The organism is Chryseobacterium sp. sg2396 (assembly GCF_042610505.1).
Taxonomy (GTDB): Bacteria; Bacteroidota; Bacteroidia; order Flavobacteriales; family Weeksellaceae; genus Chryseobacterium.
This window is the reverse complement of the sequence record NZ_JBHGAQ010000005.1, coordinates 13,503-36,909: the sequence shown is the minus strand read 5'-3', so window position 1 is coordinate 36,909 and position 23,407 is coordinate 13,503. Positions and strand designations below refer to the sequence as shown.

Annotated in this window: 12 protein-coding genes; all 12 read left to right on the top strand. The window is 41.9% G+C overall.

Annotated features, from left to right (window positions below):
- Positions 1–560 precede the first annotated feature (560 nt).
- The 12 genes from ACED20_RS06760 to ACED20_RS06705 all read left to right on the top strand — a co-directional run bounded on the left by ACED20_RS06760 (position 561) and on the right by ACED20_RS06705 (position 23,400).
- A complete protein-coding gene (locus ACED20_RS06760) occupies positions 561–1,277 on the top strand; it encodes an NUDIX domain-containing protein (RefSeq protein ID WP_378103959.1) in 717 nt (238 codons plus the stop codon).
- A 16-nt stretch (positions 1,278–1,293) separates the two neighbouring features.
- Complete coding sequence (locus tag ACED20_RS06755) at positions 1,294–2,778, top strand: xylulokinase (protein ID WP_294267294.1); 1,485 nt, start codon at positions 1,294–1,296, stop codon at positions 2,776–2,778.
- Positions 2,779–2,886: 108 nt separating this feature from the next.
- Positions 2,887–4,215, top strand: a complete 1,329-nt coding sequence (gene xylA / locus ACED20_RS06750) for a xylose isomerase (RefSeq protein ID WP_294267297.1) — start codon at positions 2,887–2,889, stop codon at positions 4,213–4,215.
- 92 nt (positions 4,216–4,307) lie between these two features.
- Positions 4,308–7,187, top strand: a complete 2,880-nt coding sequence (locus tag ACED20_RS06745) for a SusC/RagA family TonB-linked outer membrane protein (RefSeq protein WP_294267299.1) — start codon at positions 4,308–4,310, stop codon at positions 7,185–7,187.
- Positions 7,188–7,198: 11 nt separating this feature from the next.
- The gene (locus ACED20_RS06740) at positions 7,199–9,142 is read left to right on the top strand and encodes a RagB/SusD family nutrient uptake outer membrane protein (RefSeq protein WP_294267301.1); all 1,944 of its coding nucleotides are present in this window, start codon (positions 7,199–7,201) and stop codon (positions 9,140–9,142) included.
- An 87-nt stretch (positions 9,143–9,229) separates the two neighbouring features.
- Positions 9,230–10,402, top strand: coding sequence for a mannonate dehydratase (gene uxuA / locus ACED20_RS06735; RefSeq protein ID WP_378103955.1), 1,173 nt, complete (start codon positions 9,230–9,232; stop codon positions 10,400–10,402).
- A gap of 66 nt (positions 10,403–10,468) precedes the next feature.
- Positions 10,469–11,284 (top strand): SDR family oxidoreductase, encoded by an 816-nt coding sequence (locus ACED20_RS06730; RefSeq protein ID WP_378103953.1) that lies wholly within the window; start codon positions 10,469–10,471, stop codon positions 11,282–11,284.
- Positions 11,285–11,430: 146 nt separating this feature from the next.
- Entirely contained in the window at positions 11,431–13,893 is a 2,463-nt protein-coding gene (locus ACED20_RS06725; protein WP_378103952.1) for a glycoside hydrolase N-terminal domain-containing protein, read from the top strand.
- Between the two features lie 544 nt (positions 13,894–14,437).
- Complete coding sequence (locus tag ACED20_RS06720; protein ID WP_378103950.1) at positions 14,438–16,156, top strand: glycoside hydrolase family 43 protein; 1,719 nt, start codon at positions 14,438–14,440, stop codon at positions 16,154–16,156.
- A gap of 300 nt (positions 16,157–16,456) precedes the next feature.
- Positions 16,457–18,070 (top strand): glycoside hydrolase 43 family protein, encoded by a 1,614-nt coding sequence (locus ACED20_RS06715; RefSeq protein WP_378103948.1) that lies wholly within the window; start codon positions 16,457–16,459, stop codon positions 18,068–18,070.
- A 783-nt stretch (positions 18,071–18,853) separates the two neighbouring features.
- Positions 18,854–20,779: an alpha/beta hydrolase-fold protein gene (locus tag ACED20_RS06710; RefSeq protein WP_378103946.1), complete on the top strand. Its 1,926-nt coding sequence runs from the start codon at positions 18,854–18,856 to the stop codon at positions 20,777–20,779.
- A 179-nt stretch (positions 20,780–20,958) separates the two neighbouring features.
- Positions 20,959–23,400, top strand: a complete 2,442-nt coding sequence (locus ACED20_RS06705; RefSeq protein ID WP_378103945.1) for a TIM-barrel domain-containing protein — start codon at positions 20,959–20,961, stop codon at positions 23,398–23,400.
- Positions 23,401–23,407 lie beyond the last annotated feature (7 nt).

Sequence of the window (23,407 nt, the reverse complement as noted above, 5' to 3'; positions counted from 1 at the left end):
GGATTTAGCAAAGTTGCTTTTCCGTTTGATAAAAGAACATTAATGGGATCTGTTATAATAGTCAGACCATCATAAGTGATTGTAGACGCCCTGCCCATTACAGGTATACCCGTTAATTTTAATTACATCCGATTTTAAAAGCCTTCCCGCATCATGTAAACATTTACCAAAATTCCACTTTTTATAACTTTAGTGAGCCTTACATACAAAAACGGTAAAAAAATTAATGTTTTTTTAATGCTTTTTTGGCTATAAAAGTGTTTTTTTTACACTTGTTTATGTTTTTTTTTAAAATATTTTTTAACAATTCTTATCATATTATTTTGCCGGAAAAAATAAGATCATTTTTGTGTGAATTTTTTAGATAAATGCTTGTTAAATGATCTTTTACATTATTTGTAAGTGTGTTTTTTATGATAAGCTTATCATTATTAATATACAATTGTTATCATAAAAAATCGATATGTAAATTGCTGATATTTAAGTGTTAGCAATAAAAATATTTTTTTTATTCATCTGAATTTTTATATTTGTCATGTTACATAAATGTTAACACTTTAATGAGCCCTGAATTTATACATACCTATGTTTCTGTTGATTGTGTCGTTTTTGGATTTGACCATGAAAACAGATTGAATATTTTACTCGTGGAAAGGCATCTGGATACGGAAAAGCAGATTAAGCTTCCGGGAAGTCTTATCTTTAGTGATGAGGATGTAGACGATGCAGCAGAAAGAGTTCTTCACGAGCTTACAGGGATCAGAAAAATGGTATTGAAGCAGTTTAAATGTTTTGCAGACCCGATGAGGGCAAATAATGAAAAAGACATTAACTGGATGGGAGAGGAGTATAAACATCATATCGACCGGATCATTACCGTAGCGTATCTGTCGCTTTGCAAGATCGATCATAAGATCAACAGCACCAAGTACAGCACGGTAGATTGGTTCCCGATCGATCAGGTGCCTTCGCTGCCTTTCGACCATAATAAGATCATCAGTGAATCGCTGATCGAGATCAGAAAATGGATCGAGTCGGATTTCTCGATTATTTTCGAGCTGTTGCCGAAGAGATTTACCATAAGGCAGTTGTACCAGCTGTACACTGCATTGAGTGAAAAATATATAGATATTAAAAACTTTCATAAAAAAATATCATCCTTCAACTATATCGTGCCGTTGGATGAAATTGAAAAAAACGTATCGCACCGTGCCGCTAGATATTATAAGTTTGATGCCAAGGTCTTTAAGAAAAACAATACGAAACTAATTAAATAATACCCTCCTTTATACTATGTACTTATTAGGCTATGACATCGGCAGTTCTTCTGTAAAAGTGTGTCTCATCGAGGCATCCAGCGGAAAAGTGATTGCTTCAGAATTTTCTCCGAAAAAGGAAATGAAAATCACGGCGATCCATCCGGGCTGGGCAGAACAGAACCCGGGCGACTGGTGGACCAATCTGAAGCTGGCGCATGAAGCGGTGATGCACGAATCCGGTGTACAGGCCGAAGATATTAAAGGGATCGGGATTACCTGGCAGATGCATGGGCTGATTCTTGTAGATAAGGACCAGAATTTGCTGAGGCCTTCCATCATCTGGTGCGACAGCCGTGCCGTTCCTTATGGGGAGAAGGCTTTTAAAGCCATCGGAGAAGAAAAATGTTTATCGCATTTATTGAATTCTCCGGGAAATTTTACCGCTTCAAAACTGGCTTGGGTAAAAGAAAACGAACCTGAGATTTTTGAAAAAATAGATAAGATCATGCTTCCGGGAGACTATATCGCGATGAGACTCTCCGGGCAGATCGGAATTACGATAGAAGGATTATCCGAAGGGATTTTCTGGGATTTTAAAAACAACTGCATTTCGGAAGATGTCATCAATTATTATGGAATCCCGAAAAGCTTTTTCCCGGAAATCGTACCTACGTTCGGAATCCAGTCTACGGTTTCTGCAGCAGCTGCTCAGGAACTGGGATTAAAGGAAGGAACTCCGATTTCCTACAGGGCAGGGGACCAGCCGAATAATGCACTGTCACTGAACGTTTTCAATCCGGGGGAAATCGCTTCCACCGCGGGAACTTCAGGTGTTGTTTATGGAGTACTCGATCAGCTGGAGTACGATAAACTATCCAGAGTAAATACTTTTGCCCACGTAAATTATACCCCGGAACAGACCCGATTAGGTGTTCTGCTTTGCATCAACGGAACCGGGATTCTTAATTCATGGCTGAAGCACAATTTTGCCACTTCGCTTTCTTCTTACGGAGATATGAACGATATGGCTTCGCTTTCGCCGATCGGTTCAAAAGGATTAAGCATCATCCCTTTCGGAAACGGAGCGGAAAGGGTATTGGAAAATAAGGATACGAGCTGTTCGATCCACGGGATCAACTTCAACATCCACTCGAAAGGAGATATTCTGCGTGCGGCTCAGGAAGGAATCGTCTTCTCTTACGAATACGGAATGAATATCATGCGGAACATCGGGATGGATATCCAGGTGATCCGTGCAGGAAATGCCAATATGTTTTTAAGTTCGATCTTCCGGCAGTCGCTCGCCAGTGTCAGCAACGCGGTTATCGAATTATATGATACTGACGGAGCCGTGGGTGCTGCCAGGGCTGCGGGAATGGGAATCGGATTCTATGCAGATTCCAGAGAAGCCTTTTCATCACTCGAAAAGATCGCCGTTATCGAGCCGGAACATGAGAAGCGCGAGCAATATACAGAAGCCTATTCGAGATGGAAAAACCATCTTAACGAAATCATTTAATAAAAATCACAAAAGAAATTCCAATGTACTTGCTGACCTTCAACAATCAGTGAGCCGGGAGTTTCCGTGCGAAAAATTAAAGAAAATAAAAAATAAATAAGACAAAATATGAACACTTTAACAGGTACAAAAGAGTTTTTCACAGGGATCGATAAGATTAAGTTTGAAGGGAAGGAAAGCAGAAATCCGATGGCGTTCCGCTATTATGATGCAGAAAAAGTAATCATGGGGAAACCAATGAAAGACTGGACCCGTTTTGCAATGGCCTGGTGGCATACATTATGTGCCAACGGAAGCGATCCGTTCGGTGGAGCAACTATTCACCACCCTTGGGATATCGGAAACGATGCAGTAACCAGAGCAATGCACAAACTGGATGCAGGTTTTGAATTCATGTCCAAAATGGGCTTCAACTTCTACTGTTTCCACGACATCGACTTGGTAGATCCTGCAGACAACTGGAAAGATTATGAAAAAAACCTTCAGGCGGTTGTAGAATATGCCAAGCAAAAGCAGGCAGAAACGGGAATTAAGCTTCTTTGGGGAACGGCAAACGTTTTCACCCACGAAAGGTACATGAACGGAGCTTCTACCAACCCGAATTTTGATGTATTGGCATGTGCCGGAACTCAGGTAAAAAACTCTATTGATGCAACTATTGCACTTGGAGGAGAAAATTATGTGTTCTGGGGCGGAAGAGAAGGGTATATGAGCCTTCTGAATACGGATATGAAGCGTGAAAAAGACCATTTGGCACGTTTCTTAACGATGTCCAGAGATTATGCCCGTCAGCAAGGTTTCACCGGAAACTTCCTGATCGAGCCTAAGCCGATGGAGCCGACCAAGCACCAGTACGATTATGATTCTGAAACGGTGATCGGATTCTTAAGACATTACGGATTAGATAAAGATTTTAAATTAAATATCGAAGTAAACCATGCTACACTGGCAGGCCATACTTTCGAGCACGAACTTCAGGCAGCGGTAGATGCAGGAATGTTAGGAAGCATCGACGCGAACAGAGGAGATTACCAGAATGGTTGGGATACCGATCAGTTCCCGGTAGATTACCTGGAAATGGTTCAGGCATGGTTGGTGTTGCTTCCGGCAGGAGGTCTAGGAAAAGGAGGGGTAAACTTCGATGCTAAAATCAGAAGAAACTCTATCGATCCTGAAGATTTATTTATCTCTCACATTTCAGGAATGGATGTATTTGCAAAGGGTCTTTTGGCTGCTGCCGATATTCTTGAAAACTCGGACTACAACAAATTAAGAACAGACCGCTATGCTTCTTTTGACAACGGGCACGGAAAGGCATTTGAAGAAGGATCTCTTACCCTAGAGGATCTTCAGAGAATAGCACATGAAATCGGGGAACCTCAGCCAAAAAGCGGAAAACAGGAATTGTTTGAAGCTATTGTGAATATGTATATCTAAAAATAAGTAGAAAGGCTGCTAAGCACTAAGGATTTTTAAAATAATTATTACCAGCCTTTTTATTTCAACCCTAATATTTAAAAATAATAATTATGAACCGATTTTATTTTGCTAAAACCAATAAGGCCGCCCTCTTTTTTGCTATGGCCTTATTACCTGCCGGCATGGCGTATGCTCAGGTTAAAAAAGATACGGTGCCGAAGGAGAAAAAGATAGAAGAAGTTGTTGTCATCGGATATGGTACCCAGAGAAAAGAAGCTGTAACGGGGTCGGTAGCTTCCGTAAAAGGTGATGTTCTTCGTGAGGTGCCTACCGCTAATATTACGCAGGCATTACAAGGAAGGACAGCGGGTGTTGATATCAGCCAGACTTCTACCAAGCCAGGAGCTACGATGCAGATCCGTATCAGGGGAACCAGATCTTTAACACCTGGTGCTAATGATCCATTAGTCGTTCTTGATGGAATTCCGTTTGTGGGATCATTATCTGATATCAGTTCTAGTGATATTAAAAGTATCGATATTCTCAAGGATGCTTCTGCTACGGCGATCTACGGTTCCAGAGGAGCGAACGGGGTTATCTTGGTAACGACGAACAGAGGTTCCAAAGGTCAAAAACCCAGATTCACCTATAATTCCTTTACAGGTGTTCAGACACTGTTCTCAAGATTTCCAATGATGGATGGTCCTAAATTGGCTAAATTAAGAGTTGATGCCGGAAATGTTTATGGATTAGGAAAAGATGAAACATTAGATACAAACACCGACTGGCAAAAGCTATATTACAAACCGGCTATGATGACCAGTCATGATGTAGGTGTTTCAGGTGGTACTGAAGGTGGAAATTACAATGTAGGTTTGTCTTATTTTAAGCAGGACGCTTTAATCCCAATCCAGAGCTACGAAAGGTTCTCATTAAGAATAGCTTTGGATCAGCAGGTGGGTAAGAGCTTTAAATTCGGATTCACATCCAATACTAATTATACCGTATCAGAGGGTAATGGAGTAGCTGGAGCGCCGGTTCTGGGAAATTCTCCTTTAGCAAATCCTTATAATGCTGATGGTAGTATTAAAAGAACAATTAGTACAGCTTCAAATATTGACCAGTCTTGGGTATATATAAGAAAGACCTTAGAAAATCTTGGTGACAAATACGTTGATGAAAGTAAGGGTCTGTCTTCATACAACAATTTATATGGAGAAGTAAGTTTACCGATTACCGGTTTAAAGTATAGATTGAATGTAGGTTTGGATTATACCACTGCCAACAGCGGAAACTATGTAGGAGTAGGGGTATTTAATGTAAATGCAGCAGCACCTTCCAGCGCAGGAAGAGGAAATAATCAAAATTATCATTGGGCTTTAGAGAATTTATTGACTTATGATAGAACGTTTGGAAAGCATAAGATTAATGCAGTAGCTTTATATTCTGCAGAAGGAACCAGGACTATCAGCACCTACATGAGTGCTAAAAATGTACCTTCTGACTTTTTCCAGTATTATAATTTGGGACAGTCTCCACAGGCAGATATTTCTGTAAAGCCTGAAGATCAGATATATATCCAAAGAGGTCTTTTGTCTTACATGGGGCGTGCTATGTATACGTATGATAATAAATATATGATTACGGCAACGCTTCGTGCAGATGGTGCGTCTGTATTAGCACCAGGTAACAAATGGCACACTTATCCGGCAATATCTTTGGGTTGGAATCTGGCTAATGAATCTTTTATGCAAAACATCAAAGCCATCAACCAGTTTAAACTAAGATATGGATGGGGACAGACATCTAACCAGGCTGTTGGTCCATATACAACAAAAGGAACTTTAGGTGTAGTTCCGTATAATTTCGGAAATACAAATACTACAGGGGTGTATATTACTACAGCACCAAATCCTGAACTTGGTTGGGAATATTCCAAAACCAATAACTTTGGTTTGGATTTCGGCTTGTTCAATAATAGATTGACAGGTACTGTAGAATATTATAGAACTAAAACAGAACAGGTTCTATCTCCAACAAATCTTCCTATATCAGGAGGTATTGCTAGTGTAACTAACAATATAGGTCAAATCGAAAACAAAGGTTGGGAAGTTTCACTCAATGGGACTATTATAAACAATCCTGATGGCTTTAGCTGGGATGCAGGTGTAAACTGGTATGCTAACAGAAATCAGATTTTAGCTTTGAATTCAGGGACTACTCGTGATGTTGCTAATAATTGGTTTGTTGGACATAATATCAATGCTATCTATGACTATCAAAATATTGGGTTGTGGCAACAAGGTGATCCTTATCTGAATATACTGGAACCGGGTGGTAATGTAGGAATGATTAAAGTCCTTTACACCGGAGCTTACAATGCAGATGGTACTCCGGTAAGAGCAATAGGTCCAGACGACAGACAAATCATTGACACTGCACCGGATTGGCAGGGTGGTTTCAATATGCGATTTGCTTACAAAAATTTCGAGTTGAGTACAGTTGGTGCTTTTCAGCACGGTGGTGTTTTGATCAGTTCTATTTATGGCTCTTCAGGTTATCTTAACCGATTAACGGGAAGAGGGAACAATGTAGATGTAGATTATTGGACAGCAGAAAATCCGAATGTAAGATATCCTAAGCCGGGAGGAATCATGAGTGGAGATAACCCGAAGTATGGCTCTACTCTTGCTTATTTCGACGGATCATATCTTAAACTCAGAACAATAACACTCGGTTATAATGTAAAAAAAGAATTTTTGGATGATCTGAAACTAAATAGCTTAAGAATTTATGTTACGGTAACCAACCCTTTGGTTCTATTCTCTCCATATCATAAAGAATCCGGTATGGATCCTGAACCGAACTCTTACGGTAACCAGAATCAGGCGGTAAACAGCAGTCTTCCATATAATAGCCGACAGCTGATTATCGGAGCAAATAACCCGTCTACACGTAATTATCTAATGGGAATCAATTTATCTTTTTAAATTACAAAATCATGATCAAGTTTAATAAAAAAATAGTTTTAGGAGCGTTCTTCTTTACGCTTTGCCTATCTAGCTGTAACGAAATTCTGGACGAGCAGCCAAGATCTAACTATACGGTGGATTATTTTAATACGCCGGATGGGGTTACAGCAGGTGTAACGTCTTTGTACAGAAGTTTACGCTTATTATATGGTAACGGTTACTTTATGAGTAACTGCCAGAACGGAACAGATGAATCAACGTGGGCACAAAGTGCGGACGGAAACTTTAAAGAGTTGGATTTTTCCGGAAATGGTAATGTTACATCGTCTTCTTTTCCACCAAGCATGATTTGGGGATCTGTTTTCCCTTCTATTAATACGGCAAACGGAATTGTAGAGAGAGGTCCACAATTTGGTGTTGCAGAATCATTAATTTCTGAAGCGAGATTTTTCAGAGCATTTGATTATTTTATGCTGGTTCAGACTTATGGAGGGGTGCCATTGGATTTGGGAGCCGGAGAACTTGCGCTAAACACAAATGCAGTAACAACTTCCAAGAGAAATACGGTTCCGGAAGTATACACTAGAGGTATTTTCCCTGATTTATTGAAAGCAGTAAATAACCTTCCTGCCAGTCCAAGAGTTACCGGTGGTGTGACGAAGAATGTGGCACGGCTGTTTTTAGCTAAAGCATACCTTACTTATGGTTGGTGGTTACAAAATCCTAATAACATCCCGACTTACCCAGATGCTGCAAGAACAGATCCGGATGGTCACAATGCACAATGGTATTTCCAACAGGCTTATGATACGGCTATGATGGGTATCAGCACTCCTGGGCCATATGCTTTACAGCCGACATTTTATGATGTAAATGTAGGTTCAAACGACAGAAACAACGAATGTATGCTATACGCCGATCACACTCAGGCTAGCGCATTCTATAATGAATCTGATCCTGTTGGCTTTGGTTCCGGATGGGCACCTGATAATTTTGCCGCATGGATGCAGACGTGGAACTATACCAACCTGAAGAGCAGCAGTTCTGCAACAACCTTTACTGCAGTAAGTTCTGTACAACGTGCCGCCACACAGTCGCTGGGACGTCCATGGGTTCGTATGTGTCCTCCGATTGGAGTATTTCAGAATACTTTTGCTGATAAAACTACCGATTCAAGATATGACGGAACTTTCGTAACGACTTACAGAGGCAACTGGGATAAAGCAGGTGTAACAAATCCTGTTTTGTACAATGCTAATAGCTTACCTGTACAACCGGGAGGAGCTATTCTAAGTTTCCTTAATGATGATTCCCAAACACCGACTTATCCTTCGGGGGCTGGTCAAAATGGTGTAGGAGCAGGTACATTGCCAGGAAGAGCAGATTATGTAGTTGCACCAAACGGCATCAGCAGAATCGTTTATCCTGGACTATGGAAAATAGGAACTTACAGAACTGATGATCCAAATGGACTAGGATATCCTAACGCTGGTTTAACGAGACCTTTTAATGTGGCTAAATTTTCAGAATTCTACTTTATCGCAGCGGAAGCAGCAGTAAAAGGAGCTTCAGGATCAATGTCTGCAAGAGATTTGATAAATGTGATCCGTGCAAGAGCAGGTAAATGGAAATTTAGTAATGCGCAAAACACAACTTATATTGCAGATAATAGTGCAGCAATGACGGCAGCAACTCCTTCTGCAATTACCATAGACTACATCTTGGCAGAAAGATCGCGTGAATATTACGGGGAATTCTACAGATGGTATGACTTGGTGCGTACACAGAAATGGGGAGAATATGCAGCTACTTATAAAATTGGAGGTACTGCATACGGAAATCATACTCCGCAAACAGTAACACGTAACATTCAGCCTTTCCATTATCTGAGACCGATTCCACAGGGGCAGATCGATGCCATGAGTGGAGCAACTGCTGACGAAAAAGCAAAATACCAGAATCCTGGATACTAATTAAATTTTATTCTACATTCATATTAGCAGCAAAATAGGTGTTGAAAAGCACCTATTTTGTTTAGTATGAAGAAAAATTCAAAACTTATGGAAAAAACCTGGCGTTGGTTTGGCAAAAAAGATAAGATCACATTGGAGACACTCCGTCAGATCGGAGTTGAAGGAATTGTTTCGGCACTACACGATATCCCGAACGGGCAGGTCTGGAGTTTGGAGGCGGTGAATGATTATAAAAACTATATAGAAAGTTACGGTCTTCGCTGGTCTGTGGTGGAAAGCCTCCCGGTAAGCGAAGCGATCAAGTATGGAGGTGGAGACCGCGACTTTTTGATAGAAAACTACATCACCAGTCTTGAAAATCTGGGCAAAGCAGGTGTAACAACCGTTTGTTACAACTTTATGCCGGTGCTCGACTGGGCAAGAACAGATCTTTTCCATGCATGGGAAGACGGTTCGTCATCCTTATATTTTGACAAAGCCAAATTCGCTTATTTTGAGATCCATATCTTAAAAAGGAAGGGTGCGGAAAATGATTACACCCCAGAAATTCTTCAGAAAGTAGAAGAGCTGAAAAATAGCCTTACCGAAGAGGATAACAATGATCTGATTGATTCGGTGATTGTAAAAACCCAGGGATTCGTTAATGGAAACATTAAGGAAGGCGATCTGAACCCGGTGGAAAAATTCAATAATTTACTGGCGCTGTATGACGGAATTGATAAAGACCAGCTTCGCCGAAACCTTAAATATTTTCTCGAAAAAATAATGCCGGTTTGCGAAAAATGGGGCATCCAGATGTGTGTACATCCTGACGATCCGCCTTTCGCTTTACTTGGCCTTCCAAGGATTGTTACCAACGAGGACGATATCGACTGGTTCTTAAACGCCGTAGACAATCCTCACAACGGACTGACGTTTTGCGCAGGATCACTAAGCGCAAACCTTAACAATGATGTTCCGAAACTTGCGCAGAAGTTTGCGCATCGCACGAAATTCGTTCACCTCAGAAGCACCAACGTTTTCGAGAATGGAGATTTTATTGAAGCGCATCATTTAGGCGGAAGAGGAAAATTAATTGATGTCATCCGCGTATTCGAAAAAGAAAACCCGGATCTACCAATGCGGATTGATCACGGAAGACTGTTAACCGAAGATATTGATAAGGGTTACAATCCCGGCTACTCATTCCTGGGCAGAATGTTGGCTTTAGGACAGATCGAAGGCGCAATGGCTGCCATTCAAAACGAAATGTCAAGATAAAATCGGCATTCGTTTTCGATCAATTATCAATCATCAATTATCAATCATCAATTATCAATCATAACAATGAACGAAATATTCAGCATAAAAAATAAAGTAGCCGTAATTACAGGTGCTTCCGGCGTTTTAGGCGGAAGCCTGGCTAAAAGTTTCATCGAAGCCGGGGCAAAAGTAGTGGCACTGGGCAGAAGCCAGGAAAAACTGGATGCTTTTGTTAAGGAATTAAAGGCATCAGGCGGTGATGCCTTTTCCGTAGAAGCCAATGTGATGGACATTTCAAGTCTTGAAGAAGCTTCAAAAAAAATTATTGAAAAGTACGGTAAAATCGATATCCTCTTAAATATTGCAGGCGGAAATATTCCCGCAGCGACCTTATCTCCCGACCAGTCATTCTTTGATATGGATATGAAAGGATGGGATGAGGTGATCGATCTCAATATCAACGGAACCGTTTATCCGAGCTTTGTCTTCGGAAAAGCAATGGCGGAACAGGGAAGCGGTAGTATCGTCAATATCTCTTCCATGGCAGCCTATTCAGCGATCACCAGAGTGGCGGGATATTCGGCTGCAAAAGCAGCCATCACCAACTTTACCCAATGGCTGGCTTCGGATGTAGCCCTGAAATTCGGGGATAAAATCCGGGTGAATGCCGTAGCGCCGGGATTCTTCATCGGCGATCAGAACCGGGCGATTCTCCTGAATCCGGACGGTTCTTTAACCGACAGAAGCAAAAAAGTAATCGCCAAAACTCCGATGCAGCGTTTCGGTGAAGTGCAGGAACTCAATGGAGCTGTACAGTTCCTTTGTTCTGGAGCCGCAAGTTTTATTACCGGTGCCTTATTGCCGGTAGACGGAGGTTTCAGCGCCTTTAGCGGCGTTTAACAAAGTTTGTTATTTTTCTTCATATATAGTTAGAGAGACCTTGACTATAACACGTTGAGGTCTCGTTTTTTAAATTTTGTTTGTCAATACGCAGATGATGATGTCTAAAAAGAAACTGTTAAGTTTAACAGACAAAATAAAAATTAATGAAACCCAAACATTGCATATTTATCCTTTGTCTACTTATAAGCGGATTTTCCTTTGCTCAGAAAGGAGGAAAATACAAGCTGTGGTATGACAAGCCTGCCAAACAGTGGGTGGAAGCATTGCCGATTGGAAACGGTAGGCTGGCAGCAATGGTTTTCGGAGATCCTCTTAAAGAAAAGCTTCAGCTTAACGAAAGCACTTTCTGGTCCGGCGGTCCTTCCCGGAACGATAATCCTGACGGTCCGAAAGTGTTGGATTCGATCCGGTATTATTTATTTAACGGAAATTACAGACGGGCACAGGTTCTTGCGGATAAAGGTTTAACGGCAAAAACCCTTCACGGTTCAGCCTTCCAGAATATTGGTGATTTAATTCTTGACTTTAAAAATAATGGTGATTTTAAAAATTACTACAGAGAATTAGATATTGAAAAAGCAATTACAACAACCACTTTCTCAACCAATGGGAACAATTTTAAAAGAGAAGTTTTCGCTTCGATTCCTGATAATGTAATTGTTATCAAATTAAGTTCAGACAAAAAAAATGCACTGAGTTTTTCAGCTCAATTCAACAGCGAACTCAAAAAAAACAGCAAAGCAATTGATACTAATACATTGCAAATGGACGGTTTGTCTTCAACTTTAGACGGCGTTCAGGGAGAAGTCAGATTCAGTGCAATCGCAAAAATCCTTAATAAAGATGGCAAAACGGAAGTTTCAGAAAACAGTATTGGCGTAAGCAACGCCAGTGAGGTAACCATTCTGATTTCCATTGCAACCAATTTTACCGATTACAAAACTTTAAACACCGACGAAGTTTTAAAAAGCAAAAAATACATTTCGGAAGCAGAACCTAAAAGCTTCAGCACTTTACTTAAAAATCATCTGGCTGCGTATCAAAAATATTTCAAAAGAGTATATTTCGATTTAGGCACTTCCAATGCAGCTGCAAATCCGACTGATATCAGGATTAAGAATTTTGCAACCGGCTATGATCCGGAACTCATCTCTTTGTATTATCAGTTCGGACGCTATCTCCTGATTTCCTCGTCACAGCCCGGTGGTCAGCCTGCCAATCTCCAGGGTATCTGGAATAATTCCAACAAACCGGCCTGGGACAGCAAATACACCATCAACATCAACACGGAAATGAACTACTGGCCGGCCGAAAAAGCAGGACTTCCGGAAATGCACGAACCGCTGATCCAAATGGTAAAAGACCTGAGCGAATCCGGAAAGGAAACGGCAAAAACCATGTACAACAGCCGCGGCTGGGTGGCTCACCACAATACTGATATCTGGAGGATCACAGGAGTGGTGGATTTCGCCAACGCCGGAATGTGGCCGATGGGTGGCGCCTGGCTTTCCCAGCACCTGTGGGACAAATACCTGTACAGCGGGGATCTGAATTACCTCAGATCGGTTTATCCGGTTTTAAAATCGGCTGCACAGTTCTACGAAGATTTTCTTATCGAAGAACCGACGCACTACTGGCTGGTCGTAAGTCCGTCGATGTCTCCCGAAAACATTCCGCAGGGTCATCAGGGCAGTGCTTTGGCGGCAGGCAATACCATGGATAACCAGTTGATCTTCGATCTGTTCACCAAAACCAAGAAAGCAGCACAGCTTCTTCATATGGATGATGACAAAATTCCGGTCTGGAACACCATCATTTCAAATTTACCACCGATGCAGATTGGAAGATACGGACAACTGCAGGAATGGATGGGCGATTGGGACGACCCGAAAGACAATCACCGTCACGTTTCTCATCTGTACGGATTATTTCCGTCCAATCAAATCAACCCGTTCACCACGCCGGAACTCACAGATGCTGCAAGAACCGTCCTCATCCATCGCGGCGACGTTTCCACAGGATGGAGTATGGGGTGGAAAGTGAATCTCTGGGCAAAACTGCTCGACGGAAATCATGCGAATAAATTAATTAAAGACCAATTAACTTTGGTGGAAAAAGACGGCTGGGGAAGCAAAGGCGGAACCTACCCGAATCTGTTCGATGCCCATCCGCCGTTCCAGATCGACGGAAACTTCGGCTGTACCTCGGGAATCACCGAAATGCTTTTGCAGACCCAAAACGGTTTCATCGATATTCTTCCCGCCCTTCCGGATGAGTGGAAAAACGGCAATATTTCCGGGCTGAAAACCTACGGCGGATTTGAAGTCAGCATCAATTGGACCGGCAATAAAGCCAAAGAAGTCATGATTAAATCAACACTGGGAGGAAATTGCAGATTGAGAGTGCCTAATGAAATGCAGTTCACCGGGAACATAAAACTTGAAAAAGCACAAGGTACAAACCGAAATCCTTTTTTTGAAATCCCTGAAATTAAAAAACCGTTGATCTCAAAAGAGGCAAAACTCAATCCGACCGAAATTAAAAACGAATTCATCTACGATTTCCCAACGGAACCCGGAAAAATATATAAATTAAAAATGAAATAATAACACAAAAGGGTGATGCCATCCTGAGCTCGAGTTTATCCTGAGCTTGACGAAGGGAAGGAAGCCCGTTCACAAAAAATGGACGTATCAATTGGCTTTAGCAAAATTTAAATAATAGTCATCGAAATCCAGGAGGTACGGCTTAATATAGGATAGGATGAAAATCTTATTAACGGGATCATCAAAAAACTTGAAAAGGTTGAACAAAGGTAGCCACAGGTGAAACCCGTATGAATGAATAGGAAAAAATTGCGAATCCTGAAAAGGTTCAACGATCATAACCCCATTTTAAACCTGTGGGAATTTATAACAAAACAAGAAGTCCCGAAGGAACGGCTTAATGTAGAATAGGATGAAATCCTATTAACGGGATCGTCAGAAACCCTGAAAGGGTTGAATAAAAATAGCCACAGGTGCGACCTGTGGCAAAAAGAAAAATAAACTACGAACCCTGAAGGGGTTCAACAATTATAACAACAGGTTCGACCTTGGTAAAACAACGAACCCAATTCAATATTTAAAGCAAAAATTAAGAAATCTACATATGAAAAAGAGACCTATGAATCCGAATTTTTTAAAGAACAAATTCACCCTGCTGACGGCAGCAGCGTTCTTAAGTGTGAGCAACATTTCTGCCCAGACCTTTTCCGATTTCAACTACCGTGGAAACGATAAAATATACAATGACAATCCACTGAAGCCGGACGAGTTCTATTCGCCGATCCTTCAGGGCTGTTATCCGGACCCGAGCATCACCAAAAAAGGAGACGACTATTACCTGGTGAATTCTTCATTTTCGATGTTTCCGGGAGTTCCGATTTTTACGTCGAAAGATATGGTCAACTGGAAGCAGATCGGCCACGTATTGGATCGACCTTCTCAATTGAAAGTAGAAAAAGGAGGCGTTTCCCAGGGAATTTATGCACCGGACATCAAGTACAACAAATACAATAACACGTTCTACATGATCACCACGCAGATTGCGGGCGGAGTAGGAAACATGGTCGTGAAAACCAAAGACCCAGCCAAAGGGTGGAGCGAAGTACAGAAGCTGAATTTCGACGGGATCGATCCTGCGATCTTCTTTGACGACGATGGAAAAGCGTACATCGTTCACAACGACGCTCCACCAAAGGGAACCGAGCAGTATCAGGGCCACCGTGTCATCAAAATGTGGGATTATGATCTTGAAAAAGACCAGGTGGTAGCAGGCTCCGATAGAATTATTGTTAACGCCGGTGTCGATATTACCCAAAAACCGATCTGGATAGAAGGGCCGCATTTATATAAATACAAAGGAAAATATTACCTGATGTGCGCGGAAGGCGGAACCGGCGGATGGCACAGCGAAGTGATCTTCATGGCCGATTCTCCTAAAGGACCGTTTGTTCCGGCTAAAAACAACCCGATCCTGACACAGCGTTACTTCCCGAAAGACCGCAAGGAAAAAGTAGACTGGGCGGGCCACGCCGACTTGGTGGAAGGACCGAACGGGCAATGGTACGGCGTATTTCTGGCCATCCGCCCGAACGTCAATAACCGCGTGAACAAAGGCCGGGAAACCTTCCTGCTTCCGGTGGACTGGAGCGGAACCTATCCGGTATTCCAGAACGGATTGGTACCAATGAAGCCCAAATTGAAATTGCCGGCAGGAACCGAGAATAAGACCGGACAAAACGGATTTTTCCCGAACGGAAACTTTACCTACAACGACAAACTGACCGATAAAAACCTGGATTTCCGCTGGATCGCCATGCGCGGGCCGCGTGAAAACTTTATTACTTCCACGAAAAACGGGGTAAAAGTGAATCCGATGGATACGAATATCAAAGCTTTGGCTCCGGTTTCCGCTTTGTTCCACAGGCTGCAGCATGAAGATTTTGAAACTTCCGTAACCCTGGATTTCAAACCGAAATCTGAAAAGGAACTGGCCGGAATTACCTGCTACCAAAGCGAAAGGTTCAATTATGTCTTCGGAATTACCAAAAAAGGCAAAGATTATTATATTGTTCTCGAAAGAACCGAAAAAGGAGCCTCCAAACTGGTTGCCAGTGAGAAAATTTCATTGTCCAAAACCATTAAACTGCAAGTAGTAGGTGAGAATGATAACCTCAGCTTCAACTATACCGTGGACGGAAAGAGCTTTAAAAACCTGGGAGGACCGGTTTCCGGAGACATCTTATCCACCGATGTGGCCGGCGGTTTCACCGGAAGCTTAATCGGTTTGTACAGCACGTCGTCTAACGATATTGTACCGAATTAATAATGAGTAATTAAGCATAATCAATAGGAACGGGCAACGTCATCCTGAGCTTGTCGAAGGAAGCCCGTTCTCAAAAAAACAGCATCCATTTGGCTTTAGCCAAAATCTAAAGCAGGATTTGAAATAAAGCCAATGATAAACAGAAATTGGTTATCAGTACAAAGTGGATACAATAAATTGATACATTGCTTTGCTGAGTTGAAGTCTATATTGAGCCTGCCGAATTGCTTTTAAATCTAAAAAGCAGTGGGTAGTCAAAAAATCTTTGCGGGCATTGCGTTTAAATAAAAATTTCAAATCTTGAATATTAAAAAATCATTTTATATAGTTTCTTTTTTGGGATTTATCGGGCTGAATTCACTTTCGGCCCAGATAAACCCTTTTCAGAAAAAAGCGACAACAGAATTTAACAATCCCATCATCTGGGCTGACGCTCCGGACTTGTCCATCACCCGCAACGGCGACGATTTCTATCTGATCAGCACCACGATGCACCTCATGCCGGGCGCCCCGGTAATGCATTCCAGAGACTTGGTGCACTGGGAAATGTCGAGCTACGTTTTTCAAACTTTGAATGACAATTCCAAATACGATCTGCTGAACGGAACCGTTTACGGACGCGGGCAGTGGGCCTCTTCCATCCGTTATCACAAAGGAAAATATTATGTCTTGTTTTCCCCGAACGACGAACCGTTTAAATCCTATTTCTATGTCACCGACAATCCTGAAAAAGGGAACTGGAAGCTGTTGACCAGAACAAGACATTTTCACGATGCGTCTTTGTTGTTTGACGATGACGACCGGGTGTATGTCTTCACTTCCAACAAAGTTTTTGAGCTGAGCCCGGATTTTAAAACCATTATTGGGAATCAGGACGGTACAGAGATTTTCCAGAGAGATGCCTCTGAAACCGGGTTACTTGAAGGCAACCAGATCATTAAAAAAGACGGAAAATATTACATGATGATGATTTCCTGGCCAAGAGGCGGAAAACGTCGTCAGGAAGTGTACCGGGCGGATCAGGTAACCGGGCCTTTTGAGAAGAAAGTTGTTCTTGAAGATAACTTCCTAGGGTTTTCCTACGCCGGGCAAGGGGCGCTGATTGATGATAAAAACGGCAACTGGTATTCCCTGATCTTTCAGGACAGAAACGGCGTAGGGCGGGTTCCGATTTTACTTCCCGTGAAATGGGAAGACGGCTGGCCGGTGTTGGGTGACAACGGGAAAGTCCCTTTAAAAGGAGAGATTCCGCTTCCGCCGTTCAAGCCGAAAAACCATCTGGTAGAAAGCGATGAATTTTCAGATAATAAAATGAAAATTCAGTGGCAGTGGAACCATAATCCGGTGAATGAAGCCTGGTCCTTATCCGAAAGAAAAGGATTTTTAAGACTGAAAGCCAGCAGGATCGTGGACAACCTTTACCTTGCACCGAATACATTGACGCAGAGAATGGAAGGCCCGAAATCCAGCGGAGTAGTAGCCTTGGATGTAAAAGGAATGAAAGACGGTGATGTGGCCGGGTTCAGTGCATTCAACGGTGATTCCGGGATTCTGTCTGTCGTTATGGAAGGCGGTAAAAAATACATTGTATTTTCGACTGATGAAGTCAGCCTGGATAACAAAACCAAAGCAGTGACGGACGTTAAAAAAGAAGAGAAAAAACGGATTCCTCTGAATACTGACAAAGTGTATTTCAGAATTGATGCCGATTTTAACTTAGGTAAAGATCTGGCGGATTTTTACTACAGCACCGACCAGAAAAACTGGACCGAAATGGCGAAAGACTACAAAATGATCTTCGATTACCGGAGGTTTTTTATGGGATCTAAATTTGCGATCTTCAATTATGCCACCAAAGATCCGGGCGGTTTTGTGGATGTCGATTTCTTCAGGGTCAATACAGATGTAAAATAAAATTGAATAATCTGGAAAATTTTAGATATTAAAGTTACAGTGGCAAAAAATACCATAAGCCATGAAATGGCGAAATCAGCAGCATAGGGTGTAGCCCTGTGAAATCTATGGAAAAACAGATAAGATGAGTAACCAGGCAGAATTTCAAAGCCCTGAAAGGGCGAAATCAACAGCATAGGGTGCAGCCCTAATTATGCTCAAGATCCGAGCGGTTTTGTGGATGTTGATTTTTTTAGGGTTAAAACAGATGTAAATAAAAACTGAATAATCTGGAAAATTTAGATATTAAAGTTACATTGGCAAAAAACACCATAAGCCATAAAATGGCGAAATCAACACCGTAGCGTGCAACCTTATGAAATCTATAAAAAACAGGTAGGATAAGTAACCAGGCAGAATTTCAAAGCCCTGAAAGAGCGAAATCATCAGCATAGGGTGGTAGTCCTATGACAAAAAAGCACAACATAAAAACTCCTGAAAGGGCGGCATCATCAGGATAGGGTGTCAGCGTTGTGACAAAAAGCGAGAAATAACCAATCACTAAGACTCTCTAAAAACAGTGTGATAATATATTATGATAAGAATGCTCCGTTGGAGCATCCTGTTAGTAGCAGAATGTTGGCAATATCTGCCAAATCATAGCTCCGTAGGAGCGTCCTGTTAATAACGCATCCGTTAATAAACCAACGGTAAATCAATAATAAAAACAATAAAAAATAAACCCTTCGCGGTATTATTTTTTTGTCTAAATTAATAAGTGTAAAAATTACAAATAAAAAATTTATGAAAATTACCTCTCTACTCATCATAGGCGCATCACTGATCGTGGTACCGATCACCGCCCAGAATACACAGCGTCAGGCTCCTGCAGGATTTGATGTGGCCAATACCGGAATTCCTCATGGTAAAATCGACTCCATTCAATATCCCTCAAAGACTGTAGGCGTAACCCGAAAAGCACTGATTTATACGCCGCCGGGCTTCAAAAAAGGGAATAAATATCCGGTACTGTACCTGCTTCACGGGATAGGCGGGGACGAAAAAGAATGGTACAAGAACGGGACGCCGCAGATTATTCTTGACAACCTGTATGCACAGGGAAAACTTACCCCGATGATTGTGGTACTGCCAAACGGAAGAGCGATGAAAGACGACCGCGCAACCGGCAACATCATGGCCAAAGACAAAGTGGAAGCCTTTGCGACTTTTGAAAAGGATTTACTGAATGATCTCATTCCGTATGTAGAAAAGAAATTCCCGGTTAAAAAAGACCGCGAGAACCGCGCCATTGCCGGACTGTCCATGGGAGGCGGACAAACCCTGAATTTCGGGCTTGGAAATATCGACAAATTTGCCTGGGTGGGCGGTTTTTCATCCGCTCCTAATACTAAAGAGCCTCAGCTTTTATTGCCGAATCCTCAAAAGGCAAAAGAATTAAAACTGCTCTGGATTTCCTGCGGTGATGCAGACGGGCTCATGCCGTTCAGCAAAAGGACCCACGATTACCTGGTCCAGAATAAAGTCCCGCACATCTTTTATATCGAACCGGGTGGCCACGATTTCAAAGTCTGGAAAAACGATTTGTACATCTTTTCACAATTGATCTTCAAGCCGGTTGACAAAACCTCGTTCTCCGATTTTACGGTCCTTGGGCTGCCTGCTGAAACCAATATCAGAAACGCACAGTACCCGCAGATCATGCCCAATGGAAAAGCGATTTTCAGGGTGAAAGCTCCGGAAGCACAGAAAGTTCAGATCGATCTTGGGAAAAAATACGATCTGACTAAAGATTCGGACGGCGTTTGGAAAACCACCACCGATTCTTTAAGCGAAGGATTCCATTATTATTCGATGGTCATTGACAATGTACCGGTGGCAGACCCTTCCAGCAAAACCTTTTATGGGATGGGAAGATATGCCAGCGGAATCGAAATGCCGTTTGCGGGCGATGGCTATTACGCCATGAAAGACGTTCCGCACGGCGATATCAGAATTCAGAATTTCTTCTCGAAAGTAACCAATTCGTGGAGAAGGGTATTTATTTACACGCCGCCGGGCTACGACAAAAATACTGCTGATTCTTATCCGGTGCTTTACATCCTGCACGGAGGTGGTGAGGACGAAAGCGGATGGGCCATGCAGGGAAAAACCAACCTGATTATGGACAATCTGATTGCCGAAGGCAAAGCCAAACCCATGATCGTTGTAATGCCGGATGCCAATATCGGACCTGCCGGATTCGGAAGCTTTGGAGCGAGAAACCTGCAGATGTTTGACAGAGAACTCAAAGAATCCGTGATCCCATTTGCCGAAGCGAATTTCAGAATTAAGAAAGATGCAGCGAACAGGGCGTTGGCCGGACTGTCCATGGGCGGGATTTATACCCTGCATACGGGCGTTCAGAACTCAGAGATGTTTTCTTCCTTGGGCGTATTCAGTTCGGGCTGGATCCTGCCGTCGCTTCAGGAAGTAGCCGATAGCGAATATAAATTTATGACGGATAACAAAGCAAAAATCAATTCCAACCTGAAGAATTTCTGGATTTCCATGGGCGGAAAAGAGGACATCGCCTACAAAAACTGTCAGATCATGATGAAAAAACTCGATGATGCAGGCATTAAATATACTTACTCCGAATATCCGGGCGGTCACACCTGGCCGGTTTGGAGAAATAACCTGTACAACTTTGCCCAGCTACTTTTTAAATAAACATTAAAAAAAAGAATGAGAATTTGTCTTATTTAACTTAATAAAAACAAATTTTTTTGTTCTTAAAAAAGCATCAAAGCATTAAGTGTTTTTTTATAGTTATTTAAAATGAAGAAAATTGATAAATCAATTTGATTTGAGAAGCTTAATTTCTTAATGTTTTAAACAAAATCACCACCATGAATTTCAACCATATTAAAAATACAGCAGTAATCGGTACAATGGTCGTACTGTCGGTAAATTTCAGTGCGCAATCATATCAGAAAACAGATTCAGGATTGAAATTTTCTGCCGATAATTTGAATGTTGAATTGAAATTGTATGGCGAAAATACGGTTAGAATTATTAAATATCCTGAAGGAAAATCATTTGAGAAAAACAGTTTGTCGGTTATTAAAAAAGAACAAAAAACTAAGTTTTCAGTTTCAGAAAGCAAGAATATTATTTCATTAAAAACGAATGATTTAAATATTCTGATTAATGCTGAAAATGGAATGATTACCTATACCTCAGCCTCGGGAAAAGAATTGTTGAAGGAAACCGGAAGCGATTTTAAACCGTTTAATGATGCCGGAAATCAAACCTATTCTCTTTCCCAATCTTTTCAATTGGAAAAAGATGAACCGATCTACGGTTTGGGAATTCTTCAAAACGGGAAAATGTCCCAGCGGAATACGGATATTAAGATGATCCAGAACAACACCTGGGATTTTGTACCATTTTTCCAGTCGGTAAAAGGTTACGGTATCTTCTGGGATAACTATTCTCCTACGCAGTTTACCGATACACCACAAAAAACCTCTTTCTCTTCGGAAGTTGGCGAAGGCGTGGATTATTATTTTATTTATGGAAAAAATGCCGACGGCGTCGTGGCAGGAATGCGGAATCTGACCGGTAAAGTACCGATGATTCCGCTTTGGACCTACGGCTACTGGCAAAGCAAAGAACGCTACAAAAGTCAGGAGGAACTGGTGGATGTCGTGAAAAAATACAGGGAATTGAAAGTTCCCCTAGACGGGATTATCCAGGATTGGCAGTATTGGGGAAACAATTACCAGTGGAACGCGATGGATTTCATCAGCCCCGATTTTTCCGATGCCCAAAAAATGATGAAGGATATTCATGACAGGAATGCACATCTTTCTGTTTCCATCTGGTCGTCATTCGGGCCGATGACCAATCCGTACCGGGAAATGGATCAGAAAGGAATGCTCTTCAATTTCAAAACATGGCCGGAATCGGGAAGGGAAGTCTGGCCGCCGGATATGAATTATCCTTCCGGAGTACGTGTCTATGATGCCTACGATCCCGAAGCCCGGAACGTGTACTGGAAATATTTAAACAAAGGCCTATTCAGTTTCGGCGTAGATTCCTGGTGGATGGATTCTACCGAGCCCGACCATCTCAGCCAGAAACCGGAAGATTTAGATACCAAAACTTACCTTGGTTCATTCCGGAAAGTGAGAAATGCCTATCCGCTGATGACGGTAGGCGGAGTCTATGATCACCAACGCGAAACAACGAGTGACAAAAGGGTTTTTATTTTAACAAGATCAGCTTTTGCCGGTCAGCAGCGATACGGGGCCAATACCTGGTCGGGCGATGTCAACTCTTCCTGGGATATGTTGCGCAATCATGTTCCTGCGGGTTTGAATTTCAGCCTTACCGGAAATCCGAATTTCAATTCCGATATCGGCGGCTTCTTTGCCGGAGTCTATAAAAGAAACGGAGGTGCCAAAAACCTGCTGTTTCAGGAATTGTACGTGCGTTGGCTTCAGTACGGCACTTTCACCACGATGATGCGTTCCCACGGAACCGATGTGCCGAGAGAAATCTATCAGTTCGGGCAGAAAGGGGATGTGGCGTATGATGCCATAGAAAAATTTATCAGGTTGAGGTACAGCATGCTCCCGTACATTTATTCGACCTCGTGGGAGGTTTCTGAAAATAATTCAAGTTTCCTGCGGGCTTTATCAATGGATTTTTCTTCAGATAAAAAAACATGGGACATCAATAATGAATACCTTTTCGGGAAATCATTTTTAGTGGCTCCGGTTCTCAATGCTCAGTATACTCCCGAAAAGCTCATAACAACCGATGAAAACGAAGGATGGAACAAAAAACAGGAAAGCGGAGAAAATGCTCTTTCCAAAGTAGATTTCACACAAAATAAAACCGTAAAGGTCTATCTTCCAGCCAGAGCAGACTGGTTTGATTTCTGGACGAATGAAAAACACAAGGGAGGTCAGGAAATTCAGAAAAACGTTAATATTCAAAGTATTCCGTTATATGTGAAAGCGGGAAGCATTATTCCGTTCGGTCCTGATGTGCAATATGCAACGGAGAAAAAATGGGATTACCTTACCGTAAAAATCTATCCCGGAGCCGATGCCGATTTTGTTTTGTACGAAGACGAGTTCGATAATTACAACTATGAAAAAGGAGCCTTTACTGAAATTCCTTTTCACTGGAACGAAAAATCAAAAACACTTACCATTGAAGCCAGGAAGGGTAAATTTAGTGGGATGATGGAAAAAAGAAATTTCAGTTTACTTTTTCCGGACGGTCAGCAGAAAACCGTGAGTTATTCCGGGAAAAATATAAGTATAAGTTTTAAATAATTTTAAA